General features: G+C 63.4%; 16 protein-coding genes. 13 read left to right on the top strand and 3 right to left on the bottom strand.

The annotated features are described in order from the left end of the window. Positions 1-10: 10 nt before the first annotated feature. From sdhD to msrA, 4 genes are all read left to right on the top strand, one after another. Positions 11-391 (top strand): succinate dehydrogenase, hydrophobic membrane anchor protein, encoded by a 381-nt coding sequence (sdhD, locus tag PZL22_RS16945; RefSeq protein WP_003531168.1) that lies wholly within the window; start codon positions 11-13, stop codon positions 389-391. Between the two features lie 7 nt (positions 392-398). Further along, positions 399-2,240, top strand: coding sequence for a succinate dehydrogenase flavoprotein subunit (gene sdhA, locus PZL22_RS16940; RefSeq protein ID WP_003531165.1), 1,842 nt, complete (start codon positions 399-401; stop codon positions 2,238-2,240). Between the two features lie 18 nt (positions 2,241-2,258). After that, a complete protein-coding gene (locus tag PZL22_RS16935) occupies positions 2,259-3,038 on the top strand; it encodes a succinate dehydrogenase iron-sulfur subunit (RefSeq protein ID WP_003531162.1) in 780 nt (259 codons plus the stop codon). 150 nt (positions 3,039-3,188) lie between these two features. After that, on the top strand, positions 3,189-3,785 hold the full coding sequence (gene msrA / locus PZL22_RS16930; RefSeq protein ID WP_003531155.1) for a peptide-methionine (S)-S-oxide reductase MsrA: 597 nt from the start codon (positions 3,189-3,191) through the stop codon (positions 3,783-3,785). 219 nt (positions 3,786-4,004) lie between these two features. On the opposite strand, the gene PZL22_RS16925 is transcribed toward msrA, so the two are convergent. Genes PZL22_RS16925 through PZL22_RS16915 form a run of 3 tightly spaced genes read right to left on the bottom strand, consistent with a single transcriptional unit; the run spans position 4,005 to position 7,024 of the window. Beyond that, the gene (locus tag PZL22_RS16925) at positions 4,005-4,646 is read right to left on the bottom strand and encodes a ThuA domain-containing protein (RefSeq protein ID WP_003530232.1); all 642 of its coding nucleotides are present in this window, start codon (positions 4,644-4,646) and stop codon (positions 4,005-4,007) included. A 29-nt stretch (positions 4,647-4,675) separates the two neighbouring features. After that, positions 4,676-5,776, bottom strand: coding sequence for a Gfo/Idh/MocA family protein (locus tag PZL22_RS16920; protein ID WP_003530234.1), 1,101 nt, complete (start codon positions 5,774-5,776; stop codon positions 4,676-4,678). A 42-nt stretch (positions 5,777-5,818) separates the two neighbouring features. After that, the gene (locus PZL22_RS16915) at positions 5,819-7,024 is read right to left on the bottom strand and encodes an ROK family transcriptional regulator (protein ID WP_003530236.1); all 1,206 of its coding nucleotides are present in this window, start codon (positions 7,022-7,024) and stop codon (positions 5,819-5,821) included. A gap of 231 nt (positions 7,025-7,255) precedes the next feature. Between PZL22_RS16915 and PZL22_RS16910 the strand changes: the two genes are divergently transcribed. The 9 genes from PZL22_RS16910 to mdh all read left to right on the top strand — a co-directional run bounded on the left by PZL22_RS16910 (position 7,256) and on the right by mdh (position 15,371). Further along, positions 7,256-8,560: an ABC transporter substrate-binding protein gene (locus tag PZL22_RS16910; RefSeq protein ID WP_003530238.1), complete on the top strand. Its 1,305-nt coding sequence runs from the start codon at positions 7,256-7,258 to the stop codon at positions 8,558-8,560. 78 nt (positions 8,561-8,638) lie between these two features. Continuing rightward, the gene (locus PZL22_RS16905; protein ID WP_003530241.1) at positions 8,639-9,577 is read left to right on the top strand and encodes a carbohydrate ABC transporter permease; all 939 of its coding nucleotides are present in this window, start codon (positions 8,639-8,641) and stop codon (positions 9,575-9,577) included. Further along, entirely contained in the window at positions 9,570-10,418 is an 849-nt protein-coding gene (locus tag PZL22_RS16900; RefSeq protein WP_003530243.1) for a carbohydrate ABC transporter permease, read from the top strand. Before PZL22_RS16905 ends, PZL22_RS16900 begins: the two co-directional genes overlap by 8 nt. A 36-nt stretch (positions 10,419-10,454) precedes the next feature. Beyond that, complete coding sequence (locus tag PZL22_RS16895; protein WP_003530246.1) at positions 10,455-11,525, top strand: ABC transporter ATP-binding protein; 1,071 nt, start codon at positions 10,455-10,457, stop codon at positions 11,523-11,525. Positions 11,526-11,720: 195 nt separating this feature from the next. Further along, positions 11,721-12,260 (top strand): protease inhibitor Inh/omp19 family protein, encoded by a 540-nt coding sequence (locus PZL22_RS16890; RefSeq protein ID WP_003530248.1) that lies wholly within the window; start codon positions 11,721-11,723, stop codon positions 12,258-12,260. 217 nt (positions 12,261-12,477) lie between these two features. Continuing rightward, positions 12,478-12,756, top strand: coding sequence for a type II toxin-antitoxin system RelE/ParE family toxin (locus PZL22_RS16885; RefSeq protein WP_003530250.1), 279 nt, complete (start codon positions 12,478-12,480; stop codon positions 12,754-12,756). After that, complete coding sequence (locus PZL22_RS16880) at positions 12,731-13,030, top strand: HigA family addiction module antitoxin (protein ID WP_003530252.1); 300 nt, start codon at positions 12,731-12,733, stop codon at positions 13,028-13,030. Before PZL22_RS16885 ends, PZL22_RS16880 begins: the two co-directional genes overlap by 26 nt. A 41-nt stretch (positions 13,031-13,071) precedes the next feature. Then, positions 13,072-14,226 (top strand): cell division protein ZapE, encoded by a 1,155-nt coding sequence (zapE, locus tag PZL22_RS16875; RefSeq protein ID WP_003530254.1) that lies wholly within the window; start codon positions 13,072-13,074, stop codon positions 14,224-14,226. Between the two features lie 182 nt (positions 14,227-14,408). Then, on the top strand, positions 14,409-15,371 hold the full coding sequence (gene mdh / locus PZL22_RS16870) for a malate dehydrogenase (RefSeq protein ID WP_003530257.1): 963 nt from the start codon (positions 14,409-14,411) through the stop codon (positions 15,369-15,371). Positions 15,372-15,385 lie beyond the last annotated feature (14 nt).

The following is a 15,385-nucleotide window of genomic DNA, read 5'->3' as shown; positions in this document are numbered from 1 at the left end:
GGACTTCGACATGAATATGCGCACACCTCTCGGCAAGGTCCGGGGTCTCGGTTCGGCAAAGGAAGGCACGGATCACTTCTGGCGGCAGCGCCTCACGGCCGTCGCCAGCATTCCTCTCACGATCTTCTTCGTCGTCTTTCTCGCCCATTATGCGGGCGCACCGCATGCGGAACTGATCGCGGCCCTTTCGAACCCGTTCGTGGCGGTGACCATGGGTCTGATGGTCGTCGCCGGCCTCGTTCACATGAAGATCGGCATGCAGGTCATCATCGAGGACTACGTCCATGGGGAGGGCGCCAAGATAGCGCTTCTCATGCTCAACACATTCTTCACGATCGCGGTCGGCGGGCTCTGTCTTTTCGCCGTCCTGAAGATCGCATTTGCAGGGTAATTTCGTCATGGCATCGATCAGTTCACCCGCTGCAAACGGCAAGGCATATCAATATGTCGACCATTCCTTCGACGTCGTCGTCGTCGGCGCCGGCGGGGCGGGCCTGCGCGCGACCCTCGGCATGGCCGAGCAGGGCCTGAGGACGGCCTGCATCACCAAGGTCTTCCCGACGCGTTCGCATACTGTCGCGGCACAGGGCGGCATCGCCGCTTCGCTGCAGAACATGACGCCCGACTCCTGGCAGTGGCATCTTTACGACACCGTCAAGGGCTCCGACTGGCTCGGCGATGTCGACGCCATGCAGTACCTCGCCATGGAGGCGCCGAAGGCGGTCTACGAACTCGAGCACTATGGCGTTCCCTTCTCGCGCAACGAGGAAGGCAAGATCTATCAGCGCCCCTTCGGCGGCCACATGCAGAACTACGGTGAAGGACCGCCGGTGCAGCGCACCTGCGCTGCCGCCGACCGTACCGGCCACGCGATCCTGCATACGCTTTACGGTCAGTCGCTCCGGAACAATGCCGAATTCTTCATCGAATATTTCGCCATCGACCTGATCATGTCGGATGACGGCCGCTGCACCGGCGTGGTCGCCTGGAACCTCGACGACGGCACGATCCACCGCTTCGCCGCCAAGATGGTGGTGCTGGCGACCGGCGGCTACGGCCGCGCCTATTTCTCCGCGACCTCGGCGCATACCTGCACCGGCGACGGCGGCGGCATGATCGCCCGCGCCGGCCTGCCGCTGCAGGACATGGAATTCGTGCAGTTCCATCCGACCGGCATCTACGGCGCGGGCTGCCTGATCACCGAAGGCGCCCGCGGCGAGGGCGGCTATCTGGTCAATTCCGAGGGCGAGCGCTTCATGGAGCGCTACGCGCCTTCTGCCAAGGACCTTGCCTCCCGCGACGTCGTTTCCCGCTGCATGACGATGGAAATCCGCGAGGGCCGGGGCGTCGGCAAGAACAAGGACCATATCTTCCTGCACCTCGACCATCTCGATCCCGCGGTGCTGCATGAGCGCCTCCCGGGAATTTCGGAATCGGCGAAGATCTTCGCCGGCGTCGACGTCACGCGCGAACCGATCCCGGTGCTGCCGACGGTTCACTACAATATGGGCGGCGTGCCGACCAATTATTGGGGCGAAGTGCTGAACGCGGACAGCCAGAACCCGGAGCGCATCGCGCCCGGACTGATGGCGGTCGGCGAGGCCGGCTGCGCCTCGGTGCACGGCGCCAACCGGCTCGGCTCGAACTCGCTGATCGACCTCGTCGTCTTCGGCCGGGCGGCGGCAATCCGCGCCGGTCAGATCATCGACCGCAACGAGGCGGTGCCGGAGGTCAACACGGCCGCCTGCGACCGCATCATGGAGCGTTTCGACCGGCTGCGGCACGCCAACGGCGCCACGCCGACCGCCGTGCTGCGCGACAAGATGCAGCGCGCCATGCAGGAAGACGCGGCCGTGTTCCGTACGCAGGAGTCGCTGGAATCCGGCTGCCGGCGCCTCTCGGCGATCTGGAAGGAACTGCCGGACGTCAGGGTCACCGACCGCTCGATGATCTGGAACTCGGATCTCGTCGAGACGCTGGAGCTCGAAAATCTGATGGCCAACGCCATCACCACGGTCTACGGCGCCGAGGCGCGCAAGGAAAGCCGCGGCGCGCATGCGCGCGAGGACTACAAGGACGGCCCGCTCGGCGGCCGCGACGACGTCAACTGGCGCAAGCACACGCTTGCCTGGGTCAACGACGCGGGCGACGTCCGGCTCGATTTTCGTCCCGTGCACACCGAGCTGATCGCCGAAGGCATCGATCCCTACAAGATCGAGCCCAAGGCCCGCGTCTACTGATCTCGAGGACTAAGGCACATGGTTGAACTCGCTCTCCCCAAGAACTCGCAGATCACCGAAGGCAAGGTGTGGCCGAAACCGGTCGGCGCGGCGAACCTGCGCGAATACCGGGTCTATCGCTGGAATCCGGACGACGGCAAAAACCCGCGGATCGATACCTATTACATCGATATCGACGATTGCGGCCCGATGGTTCTGGACGGTCTGCTCTACATCAAGAACAATATCGATCCGACGCTGACGCTGCGTCGCTCCTGCCGCGAAGGCATTTGCGGCTCCTGTGCGATGAATATCGACGGCACCAATACGCTCGCCTGCACCAAGGGCATGGATGAGGTGAAGGGCGCCGTGAAGGTGTATCCGCTGCCGCATATGCCCGTCGTCAAGGACCTCGTGCCTGACCTCACCAATTTCTATGCCCAGCACCGTTCGATCGAGCCCTGGCTGAAGACGGTGTCGCCGACACCGGCCAAGGAATGGCGGCAGAGCCACGAAGACCGCCTCAAGCTCGACGGGCTCTATGAGTGCATTCTCTGCGCCTGCTGCTCGACCTCCTGTCCCAGCTACTGGTGGAACGGCGACCGCTATCTCGGCCCTGCCGTCCTCCTGCAGGCCTATCGCTGGCTCATCGACTCCAGGGACGAGGCGACCGGCGAGCGTCTCGACAATCTCGAAGATCCGTTCCGGCTCTATCGCTGCCACACGATCATGAACTGCGCCCAGGCCTGTCCGAAGGGGTTGAACCCCGCCAAGGCGATCGGCGAGATCAAGAAGATGCTGGTCGAGCGGCGGTTCTGACCATCCGCCCTGCAGGTGTTTTCAGCAGCATTTCAACGGCGGGCCTCGGCTCGCCGTTTTGCTTTCACGTCCGTCACATCGACGTGTTGCTAAGTGATTTGAAACGCGCGGCGAGGCAGTTAGGTAATAGCCGAGGATGGAGGTCCGCCGATGCTTCGCCTGCTGTTCGGTTTTCTCGTCACGTGTTTCCTGCTGCTGCCGGCGCGGGCGGCGGAACCGCAATATGCTATCTTTGCCGGCGGCTGCTTCTGGTGCGTCGAGAGCGACTTCGACGCCGTGCCCGGCGTTCTCGAAACGATCTCCGGCTATGCCGGCGGCAAGAGCGCGAACCCCACCTACGAAGATTATGCGAAGGGTGGACACCGCGAGGTGGTGCGCGTGAAGTTCGACCCGGACCGGGTCTCCTATGCGGAGCTCGTCGGCGTCCTGTTCCGTACGACGGACCCGACGGATGGCGATGGCCAGTTCTGCGACCGGGGCTTTGCCTATACGACCGCCATCCATGCGCTGAACGAGCGGCAGGCGATGGACGCGAAGGCGGAAAAGATCAAGGCCGAGGCGGAGCTCGGCCGACCGATCGTAACGCCCGTCGAAGGCGCAGCGAAATTCTGGCCGGCGGAAGAATACCATCAGGACTTCGGCAAGCGGAACCCCATCCGCTACTGGTACTACCGCAACGGCTGCGGCAGGAACCGGACGGTCGAGAAGCTCTGGGGCGATCGCGCCTATGCGGGCGTCGACCACTGATCCGATTGCCCCTCATCCGCCTGCCGGCACCTTCTCCCCGTTTCACGGGGAGAAGGGACATGGGGCATCCGCTCATTACGCCGCGATCACCGAGGAGTGAGGGGAGCGTGCCACTTGTCCCTTCGCCCCGCCCGCGGGGAGAAGGTGCCGGCAGGCGGATGAGGGGCAGCGCCGGATGCCAGACAGAAACGGCGGAACTCAACCGATCCGCCGTCTCCCTCAGCGCGCAGCCCAATTCGCGCCGCGGCGGAAGATCGTGCGCATCTCGGGCACCTCGAACTCTTTCGCCACATGGCCGAGCGAGGAGTAGAAGACCCGGCCTTTCCCATGTTTGCGCTTCCAGACCACCGGCATCACCACGCCTTCGATCCAGGAGGCATGCTCGCCGGAGAAGGTGGTCGTTGCCAGCACCTCGTTGGACGGGTCGACATGCATGTAATATTGCTCCGAGGTATAGGGAAAATCGGAGATGCCCTCCATCAGCGGGTCGTCGGGGCGCGTGACGTTCACGCGATAGTCGATCACGTTGCCGGGATGGGCCACCCACTGGCCGCCGATGATGAACTGGTATTCGACGCTCTCGCGGAAGGCATCGCCCGCGCCGCCGTGATAGCCGGCGATACCGACGCCGCCCTCGACGGCCGCGGCGAGATTCTTCACCTCTTCCTTCTCGATCTTCGACATCGTCATGATCGGAACGATCAGCGACAGGTCGTGGATCGACGGATCGGCGAAGGCTTCGGTCGTGTGTTCCAGATAGACCTTGAACCCGTCCTCCTGCAGTATGTCGCGGATGATATGGGCGCATTCCTGCGGCTCGTGGCCGCTCCAGCCGCCCCAGACGATCAGTGCCTCGCGCATGTCGAACTCCTCCTAATGCGATTTATGCGTTAGCGGCCGATGCGGCCGTCGACGAGCGATTCCGACAGAGGTGCCGGCCGCTCGGTTTTCGTGCTGATGCTGACGGTGGTGCCGGTGTCGGCCGCCTTGTGGAACGCTTCCATGACCTCCAGCACGTGCAAGGCGAGATCTCCGTTTGCCCGGTGCGGCCGGCCCGAGCGGATGGCGTGTGCCATGTCGGCCACCCCGATCGAGCGGTAATTGCCGTCGGCATAGGGCTCGCTCGTCGCAGTCTGCTCGAAGGCGCCGCCCTTTTTCAGCAGTTCGATCTGGCCGCCGAAATGGTTCGGATCCGGGACGATCAGCGTGCCCTCGGTTCCATAGAGCTCGAGCGGCACATGCCTGTGGCCCGCGACATCGAAGCTCATGCCGATCTGCACGACGGCTCCATTCTCGAAGGCCATGATGCCGGCGACATGGGTCGGCACGCGGACGGGGATGCGTTCGCCGTTGCGCGCTTCACTGGTGATGGTCCGCTCCTTCCGGGCCGCCGTGGCAAAGCCGGCAACCTTGGAGACCGGGCCAAGGAGGTTGACGAGGTCTGTGATGTAGTAGGGACCCATGTCGAGCATCGGCCCGCCGCCGACGTCGTAATAGAAGTCCGGATTGGGATGCCAGCGCTCGTGGCCGGGGCACATGAAGGTGGCGGTGCCGCCGACGGGCGTGCCGAGCACGCCGGAATCGACGATTGCGCGCGCCGTCTGATGCGAGCCGCCGAGGAAGGTGTCGGGGGCGGCGCCGATCCGCAGGCCCTTCTCGCGAGCCATCGCCACCAGCTTGCGCCCGTCTGCGAAATCGGTGGCGAGCGGCTTTTCGGAATAGGTGTGCTTGCCGGCCTCGAGCGCCTGCATGGCGACTGTCACGTGCGCCTTCGGCACGGTCAGGTTGACGATGAGTTCGATCGAAGGGTCCGCGAGGAGATCGGCGACGTTGCGGGCCTCGACCTTGAACTCCGCAGCGCGCTCTTCGGCGAGACCGCGGTTCAGATCAGCGATCCCGCGGATGTCCAGGATCGGAAAGGCTGCCATCGCCTTCAGATAGGCCGACGAGATGTTGCCGCAGCCGATGATGCCGATACCGAGTTTTTCCATCAGTCTCCTCCCGAAATGGATAGATAAGTTCGGCGCGGCGCATCAAAGCGCCGGCGCCGGTCCGGTCGTCCCCCAGGGGGACTCGTAGAGTTCACAGAGCGCCACGACGGCTGCTCCCTGGGCCCAGGTCTCGTCGGCCGATTCGTCGAAGACGAGTTCGGCGACCGTCGAGATCGAGGGCGGGATCGCGTTCTGAAAGGATCGGCGGATGCTCTCCACGAAGACGGTGCCGAGCGACAGGCTCGAACCGACGATGACGACGCGCGGCGGTCCGAACAGCGTGACGATGTTGGCGACGGCGAGCCCGATCGCTTCTCCGGCCCGCGAGGCGGTCGCGATCAGCGCGTCGTCCTCGGCTGCGATCAGCGTCTGCGCATGCGTCATGCCCCGCCCGAGGCGTACCGCCTCGGCGAACCGCCCGTCCATCGGGTGTTCGCCGAGAATCGCGTTCTCCCCGGCGAGCGTCGAAAGGCGGACGGTGCGGCTCTCGCCGACCCCGAGCACGAGATCGCCCAGATTGTGGCTCAAGCCTCCGGCGCCTCGGAAAAGCTGGCCGCCATGCAGAACGCCGAGCCCGAGGGTCTGCTCCAGCGAGACGAGCACCATGTCGTCGAGGTCGCGGGCGCGCCCGAACCAGTGGTGCGCAAGCGTGATGGCGTGCGCGTCGCTCTCGACGATCGTCGCGACGTTGAGCCTGCTCGTCATCTCGCTTGCGAAATCGACGTCCGTTTCCCGGAAGATCGGGCTCGAGCGGACATGACCGGTGCGGTGTTCGACCACGCCCGGCAGGCCGATGCAGATAGAATCGATGTCGTCGAGCGAAAGGTCGGCGTCGACGACGCAGCGGCGCACGCCGTCCTCGATCAGATCGGCGATGACGGCGATCGGCTGGCGATCGACCCGGATCGGCAAAGTAAGATCGGAGAGCACCTCGCCGCGGAAGTTGGTGACGGCGAATACCATACGGTTGGCGGCGATCTTGGCGCCGACGACGCGAGCGGCCTCCGGGTCGAGCTCCAGCATGACGCGCGGGCGGCCCCTTGCGGCAGCATTGCGGATATCGCCCTCGTGCCGGGTCAGGATGAGGCCGTCGTCAAGCAGCGACGCGGTGATCGCGGAAACGGTGGTCGTGGACAGTTCGGTGCGCTCGCTGATCTCGACGCGTGAGATAGGGCCGTGCCGGCGGATCGTATCGAGCACGTTGAAGCGATTTATCGCGCGCATCAGTTCGGGATCGGCGGTCTTCATCGGTCTGCAGGATGCTCGCGTGCTCGATTGGCTGGCTGGGCGGGGTCAAATCATTTAGCAGGAATACGAATTAAATAACGGGCAATTAGCGTCCCCTGTCAAGCCGAGCGCCCGAAATATTCGCGGCGGCTGTTGACATTTGTCGGCATCTCCTCTGAATTAATCCGCATCGGGGACAAAATGAAGAGGACGTTTTGCCCCCTTCTGAAGGAAATATGGGAGGAGAAAGATATGATGCTCGAACGTGGGTCGGCGCCTCCGCGCGCAACCAGACTTTCTGCGCTTGCTGCAGTAGCCGGCATGGCGCTTCTCTTCGATGCGAGCCACGCATCCGCCGATACGGTGGTCAAGTGGCTTCATCTGGAGACTGTGCCGGCCTATGTGAAGATGTGGGAGGACATCGCTGCAAAGTACGAATCGGAACATGCGGGCGTCGATATTCAGCTCCAGTTCCTGGAAAACGAGGCATTCAAGGCGAAGCTGCCGACGCTCCTGCAGTCGGACGACGCGCCTCACTTCTTCTATAGCTGGGGCGGCGGCGTGCTGAAACAGCAATCCGAGACCGGCGCGCTCATGGATCTGACGGAGGCGATGCGCGCCGATGGCGGAGCCTGGGAGAAGAGCTACAATCCGGCTGCGCTCAAGGGCTTCACCTTTGACGACAGAATTTATGCGGTTCCCTTCAAAATGGGAACGATCAGCTTCTTCTACAACAAGGAGCTCTTTCAGAAGGGCGGCGTCAAGGCCGAGGATATCAAGACCTGGGACGATTTCCTCACGGCGGTGAAGACGCTGAAGGAGGCCGGCATCACGCCGATCGCCGGCGGCGGCGGCGACAAGTGGCCGCTGCATTTCTACTGGAGCTATCTGGTGATGCGCAACGGCGGCCAGCAGGTCTTCGAGGATGCCAAGAACAACGAGGGCGAAGGCTTCCTGCAGCCGGCGATCATCAAGGCCGGCGAGCAGCTCGCCGAACTCGGCAAGCTCGAGCCGTTCCAGGGCGGCTATCTCGGAGCGAACTGGCCGCAGACGCTCGGCCTCTTCGGCGACGGCAAGGCGGCGATGATCCTGAGCTTCGAGAATACCGAAGCCACCCAGCGCGCCAATTCCGGCGACGGCAAGGGCCTCGCAGCCGAGAATATCGGCCGCTTTCCCTTCCCCGCCGTCGAGGGCGGGGCGGGTGCCGCCACCGACACGCTGGGCGGTCTCAACGGGTGGGCGGTAACCAAGAATGCTCCGCCCGAAGCGCTCGATTTCCTGCGCTACCTGACCAATGCGGAAAACGAGCGGCTGATGGCGAGCGTCGGCATGATCGTCCCGGCGGCGGCAGGTGCCGAGGATGGAGTCACCAACCCGCTTGTGCGGGCTTCGGCCGACCAACTCGCGGCCTCGACCTGGCACCAGAATTATTTCGACCAGGATCTCGGCCCCTCCGTCGGCCGCGTCGTGAACGATGCTTCCGTCGAGATCGTCTCCGGACAGATGTCCTCGGAAGAGGGCGCCCGGATGATCCAGGACGCCCGCGAACTCGAATGAGTGCGTAAGCGGCGGCGGCGGGGGACCCCGCCGCCCGGCCTTCCTTCGACCATTCGGAACCACCTTTGCGAGGACCAGATGACCGACGCGACTGCGACGATGACCGCGGTGCCGGCCACGGCAAGCCGCAAGAATGTGCGCTACAAGAGCCCGACCGTGCGCGGGCGCCTGCCGGTGCTCATCCTCTTCCTGCCGCCGGCCCTGCTGCTGTTCACGGTCTTCGTCATCCTGCCGATGGGAGAGGCGGCCTGGTACAGCCTCTACCGCTGGAACGGCTACGGAACCCCGACGCAGTTCGTGGGCTTGCGCAATTTCGAGGTGCTGTTCAACAATGCGGCCTTCTCGCGGGCGCTGATCAACAACGGCATCATCATTCTCGTTTCGGTGCTCCTGCAGATTCCGCTCGCCCTCTGGCTTGCGATGATGCTCGCGCACAGGATCGCCGGCGTCGTCGCCTTCCGGCTGATCTTCTTTCTGCCCTACGTGCTGGCGGATGTCGCGGCCGGGCTCATCTGGCGCTTCGTCTATGATGGCGACTACGGGCTTGTGGCGGCGATCGCCGGCTTCTTCGGCGTGGCCACCCCTTACGTGCTCGCCGACCGCAGCCTTGCCATCTATGCGGTGCTTGCCGTCATCATCTGGAAATATTTCGGATTCCACATGATGCTGTTCATCGCCGGCCTGCAGGCGGTCGACAGGAGCGTGCTCGAAGCTGCCGAGATCGACGGGGCGACCGGCTGGCAGAAATTCCGATACGTGACCCTGCCGCTCCTCGGTTCGACCGTCAGGCTGTCGATCTTCTTCGCCGTCATCGGATCGCTGCAACTCTTCGATCTCGTCATGCCGCTCACCGGCGGCGGGCCGTCGAACTCGACGCAGACCATGGTGACCTTCCTCTACACCTACGGCGTCACCCGCATGCAGGTGGGGCTCGGAAGCGCGGTCGGCGTGGTCCTCTTCGTCATCTGCGTCACCCTCGCCTTCGGCTACAAACGGATATTCATGCGCCATGACTGACACGACTTCTTCCGTTCGCATGACCGCAGCCACCCGCCTCTATCTCTATGTGTCGCTGTCGCTGGTGGCGATGCTGGTCTTGCTGCCCTTGGTCACCACGGCGCTCGGCGGCTTCAAGTCGCTCGGCGACCTGCGCGTCAACCCTTTCGGCCTGCCTTCCGAATGGCTGTGGTCGAACTATCTCGATATCCTTTTCGGCGACCGCTACTGGCGGCAGATGCTGAACTCGCTGTTCATCGCGGCCATAACCGTGGTGCTGACCGTCATCGTTTCGGCCATGGCCGCCTTCACCTTCGCCCATGTCAGGTTCTTCGGCTCGAACCATTTGCTGAACTACTTCCTGATCGGGCTCATGTTCCCGGCGGCAACGGCGATCCTGCCGCTCTTCATCCGGATCCGCGATCTCGGTCTGCTCGATACCTATTGGGGCGTGATCCTGCCTCAGGTGGCCTTCGGCCTCGGCATGAGCATCCTGCTTTTCCGCAATTATTTCCGGAACCTGCCGGAAGAACTCTTCCAGGCCGCCTTCGTCGACGGCTGCGGCTACATCCGCTTCTTCTGGTACATCTCCCTGCCGCTTTCGCGCCCCATCGTCTCGACGGTCGGCATCATCACCTTCGTGCATAGCTGGAACAGCTACATCCTGCCGCTGATCATGCTGAACACGGAGGCGAAATATCCCTGGCCACTCGGCATCATGGTCTATCGCGGCGAGTTCGGCACCGATTGGCAGCTCGTGCTCGCCTTCATCACGCTGACGATCCTGCCGACGGTGATCGTCTTCTTTCTCGCCCAGAAGCACATCATCGCAGGCCTCACGGCCGGCGCGGTGAAATCCTGAGCCCTTCCCTGACGCATCGTTCCAAGGAGAAAGCATATGGCATCGGTCGAACTCAGGGACATCCGCAAGAGCTACGCTGCGCTCGAAGTGGTCCACGGCGTGTCTCTCTCGATCGCGGAGGGCGAATTCATCGCGCTCGTCGGTCCCTCCGGCTGCGGCAAATCCACGTTGCTGCGCATGATCGCCGGATTGGAAGAGATCAGCGACGGCGAGGTGCTGATCGGCGGCAAGGTGGTCAATCCGCTGACGCCGCGCGAGCGCAACATCGCCATGGTCTTCCAGTCCTACGCGCTCTACCCGCACATGTCGGTCGCCGAGAACATGGGCTTCAACCTCAAGCTCTCCGGTCTCTCCCGTCCCGAGATCGACAAAAAGGTGGGCGAGGCGGCGCGCATGCTGGCGCTGACGGAGCTTCTCGATCGCAAGCCGAGTCAGCTTTCCGGCGGCCAGCGCCAGCGCGTCGCCATGGGACGGGCGATCGTCCGCGATCCGGCCGTCTTCCTGTTCGACGAACCGCTCTCCAATCTGGATGCCAAGCTCCGGGTACAGATGCGCACCGAGATCAAGGCCTTGCACCAGAAGGTCGCCACCACCTCGATCTACGTGACTCACGACCAGATCGAGGCGATGACGCTCGCCGACCGCATCGTCGTCTTGAACGGCGGCAGGATCGAGCAGGTGGGCACACCGCTGGAGCTCTACCGCACCCCGGCCAACCTCTTCGTCGCGGGTTTCATCGGTTCGCCGGCCATGAACGTGCTCGACGGAACGGTCGATGCCGATGACGGGGAGCCGGCGGTGCGCCTCGGCGACGGGTCGGCGATCCGCATCGCGCCCGAGCGCAAGGTGCGGCCCGGGCAGGCGGTCCGGATCGGTCTGCGCCCGGAACATTTCGTCGCAGGCGGGGACGGCAATGCCATTGCCGGCCAGACGCTGCTGGTCGAGCCGACCGGTGCCCAGACGCATGTGCTCTTCGAATTCGCCGGCGAACAGATAACCGCCGTCGTCGACGGCGATCACCCGGCCCGCCACGGATCCCTCTTCAGGGCGGCGATGGACCGCAGCCAGGTCTATGTCTTCGACCGGCAGACGGGCGCGGCACTCTGAGCATCGCGCCCGGCCGCCCGCCGGGGCGGGCCCGTGTCCGTGTGAAGGCACATGCGAGCGAATTCGTCGGGCGTCTCAATCCTGCAACTGCCGGGCGCGAAATGGCTTGCCTTGATTTGAAAGGTGGTTTTGCTGTAATTCGGCCTATATTATCGCGTTGCGTTATGGTTCGCGGACAATATCGGGGGTAAAGATATGCGGGTTTCACATGCGGCGGCCGGGTTGGCGGTTGTACTTGCGCTAACCGGATGCCAGCGGACGTCCTTCGGTGGTTTCGGATCTCAGGATGTTTCTCGCGCTCCCGCTCCCCTGCAGGCGCAGCCCGTACCCTCCGTCTCGGCGGGGCAGCTGCCGCCTCCGGCCGGGGCGTCGCAGTTCCCGGCCGCACCGACGACAGGCACCGCAGCGCCCGGCGCTGCTGCCGGCACGGAAGTGGCCGCAGCCACCAATGCGCTCGACGTGACGAAGGAATCGATGGTCGGCAACTGGCGCGTTTCGAGTGCCGGCAGTTCATGCGACATGTTCCTGACGCTCACCAATCTCGGCAGCGGTTCGCGCGGCGGCACGCGCGGCTGCGCCGGCGAGCTGACGGCCATGGGGTCGTGGGAGGTGGCGGGCAAGCAGGTCGTGCTCAAGGATCGCAGCGGCAATCCGATCGCCCGGCTCTACAAGACGGCCGATGCGCGCTTCGACGGCTCGACCAATGGCGGGCAGCCGGTCAGCCTCAGCCGCTAGGGCGGAGGAGAAGTGTGTGCGGTTTCGCCCGCATCCCGCATCTCAACTTGCAGGAATCGATCACGTTCATGATTTTAGGTCGATCCGACCTAAAATCATCGTGATTAGCGCTGCTTGAGCTAGCTGTGCGTGGGCTTTCCGCCCGCGTTGCCTCATCCGATAACGTTCTCGAACCCCTCTGTTGCGCTCTCCATGTGCAGCGTGTTACGTATCGCGTATGATTCAAAGCTTCGGGAACAAGGAGACTGAAGCAGTGTTCAAGCGGCAGCGAACGCGCCGCTTTGGCGCGTTTCAGAAACCCGCTCTCGTGAAGCTTCTCATGCTTCACGCGGCTACGCGCATCGAGGATTTGCGTGTTCCGCCCGGCAATCGGCTGGAAGCGCTGAAAGGTGATCGGGCGGGGCAGTATTCGATCCGCATTAACCAGCAATGGCGGATTTGCTTCCGCTTCGAGAACGGAGACGCCTACGATGTCGAAATCAGCGACTATCATTGATCCGATCATGCCCGGCGAAATCCTCGCCAGCGAGTTTCTTGAGCCGATGAATATCAGCGCCCGCAAGCTGGCGGGCCATATCGGCGTTCCGGCGAACCGGATCACCGAGATCATCAAGGGACGCCGGAGCATTACCGGCGATACGGCTCTGCGGCTTTCCAAGGCCTTTGGTACGACGCCGGAATTCTGGATCAATCTCCAAAGCCATTATGAACTGGAACGCGCGCGTGATGCCGCAGGTGATCTGAGCATTTCTCCGCTTCACGCCGCATGATGGACCAGAGCCGCAAAACCACGAAACGATAGAAGCGCATCGTGCTCAATCCTGACGACAGCATTCTTCACAAGCTCGAGGCGCTCGTTGCCGCCGGCGAACGGCAGCGTGACCCCGCTCAATTCGCAATCGCAAGAAGGCTCGACAGCCTGACGGCAAATCTCCTGGCAAGCCGCCCCTCGCGCAAGACCAATGCGCTCGGCTGGCTCTTTGCGGCGCGCAAGAAGGACCAGCCGCCGGTCAAGGGCCTCTATATCCACGGCGGCGTCGGGCGCGGCAAGACCATGCTGATGGACATGTTCTTCGATGCGGTGCCGATCCAGCGCAAGCGCCGCGCCCATTTCCACGAATTCATGGCCGATGTGCATGAGCGCATCTACAGGCACCGGCAGAAGCTCAAGAACGGCGAGACGAAGCAGGCCGATCCGATCCCGCCCGTCGCTTCCGATCTCTTCGGCGAAGCGCGGCTTCTGTGTTTCGACGAGTTCACCGTCACCGACATTGCCGATGCGATGATCCTGGCGCGGCTCTTCGGCGAACTGTTCGCCAAGGGCTGCGTGCTTGTCGCGACCTCAAACGTCGAGCCGGACAATCTCTATCGCGACGGCCTCAATCGCGGTCTCTTCCTGCCGTTCATCGATCTCCTGAAGGCGAATGCCGAGATAATCTCGCTCGATACGGAAACGGATTATCGCCTGGGCAAGACCGATGGCGCGCCCGTGTGGCTGTCGCCGCTCGGGCCCGAAACGGAAGCCGCCATGGATCGTGCCTGGTATCGGGAGACGAGCGGAGCGCCGGCCGCCTCGGCCGAGATCGGCCGCAAGGGGCGGACGATCCGCGTGCCGGCGGCGGCCGGCCGGGCCGCGCGGTTCACCTTTGCCGACCTGTGCGCGCAGCCGCTCGGTGCCGCCGACTATCTTGCGATCGTCGCGCAGTACAGCACCATCTTCCTCGACCATGTTCCGCATCTCGGGCCGCACCTGCGCAACGAGACGAAGCGCTTCATCATTCTTGTCGATGCCCTCTACGACCAGGGCGCCCGCCTGTTCGCCTCGGCTGCCGCGGAACCGCAGCATCTGCTGACCGCCAGGAAGGGCACCGAAGGCTTCGAATTCGACCGTACGGTTTCGCGTCTGATCGAGATGCAAAGCCAGGAATATGCCGCGGCTCACCCGCAAAATTCAGCGGCGGAATGACGGTCCGGCGACATCAATTCTTACGTTTACGTAAGAATTTTACGATCTAACCGATTGAAATTGCTCTGCCAAAAAGTATCGATTGATATTTTTCCCTTTGCCGTTTAAGGGCTTTCGCGAAGGTTTGGCGTTTGCCGCGTTTCAGGCCTTGATCATTTTGGGATCACAAAGGAAGCACTTTCATGGCGCGCAACAAGATCGCACTTATCGGTTCGGGGATGATTGGTGGCACGCTGGCGCATCTCGCCGGCCTGAAGGAACTGGGCGACATCGTCCTCTTCGACATTGCCGACGGCATTCCCCAGGGCAAGGGTCTCGACATCGCGCAGTCCTCCCCGGTCGAGGGCTTCGATGCATCGCTGACCGGTGCGAGCGACTATTCCGCGATCGAGGGCGCCGACGTCTGCATCGTCACCGCCGGCGTGCCGCGCAAGCCCGGCATGAGCCGCGACGATCTGCTCGGCATCAACCTCAAGGTCATGGAACAGGTCGGCGCCGGCATCAAGAAATACGCTCCAAACGCCTTCGTCATCTGCATCACCAACCCGCTCGACGCCATGGTCTGGGCGCTGCAGAAGTTCTCCGGCCTGCCGAAGAACAAGGTCGTCGGCATGGCCGGCGTGCTCGACTCTTCGCGCTTCCGGCTCTTCCTCGCCGAGGAGTTCAACGTCTCTGTCAAGGACATCACCGCTTTCGTGCTCGGCGGCCATGGCGACACCATGGTGCCGCTCGCGCGTTATTCGACGGTTGCCGGCATCCCGCTGCCCGACCTGATCCAGATGGGTTGGACCACCAAGGAAAAGCTCGACCAGATCATTCAGCGCACCCGTGACGGCGGCGCCGAGATCGTCGGCTTGCTCAAGACCGGCTCGGCCTATTATGCGCCGGCCGCCTCGGCGATCGAAATGGCCGAAGCCTATCTCAAGGACAAGAAGCGCGTGCTGCCCTGCGCCGCTCATCTCTCCGGCCAGTATGGCGTCAAGGACATGTATGTCGGCGTGCCCACCGTGATCGGTGCCGGCGGCATCGAGCGCATCATCGAGATCGACCTCAACAAGGGCGAGAAGGAAGCCTTCGACAAGTCGGTTGCGGCCGTCGCCGGCCTTTGCGAAGCCTGCATCAACATCGCACCCAGCCTGAAGTAACCGCCATCCGGCCT

Source organism: Ensifer meliloti (assembly GCF_030064585.1).
Classification (GTDB): Bacteria; Pseudomonadota; Alphaproteobacteria; order Rhizobiales; family Rhizobiaceae; genus Sinorhizobium; species Sinorhizobium meliloti.
The sequence above is the reverse complement of the archived record's forward strand: the minus strand, read 5'-3'. Positions and strand labels throughout refer to the sequence as shown.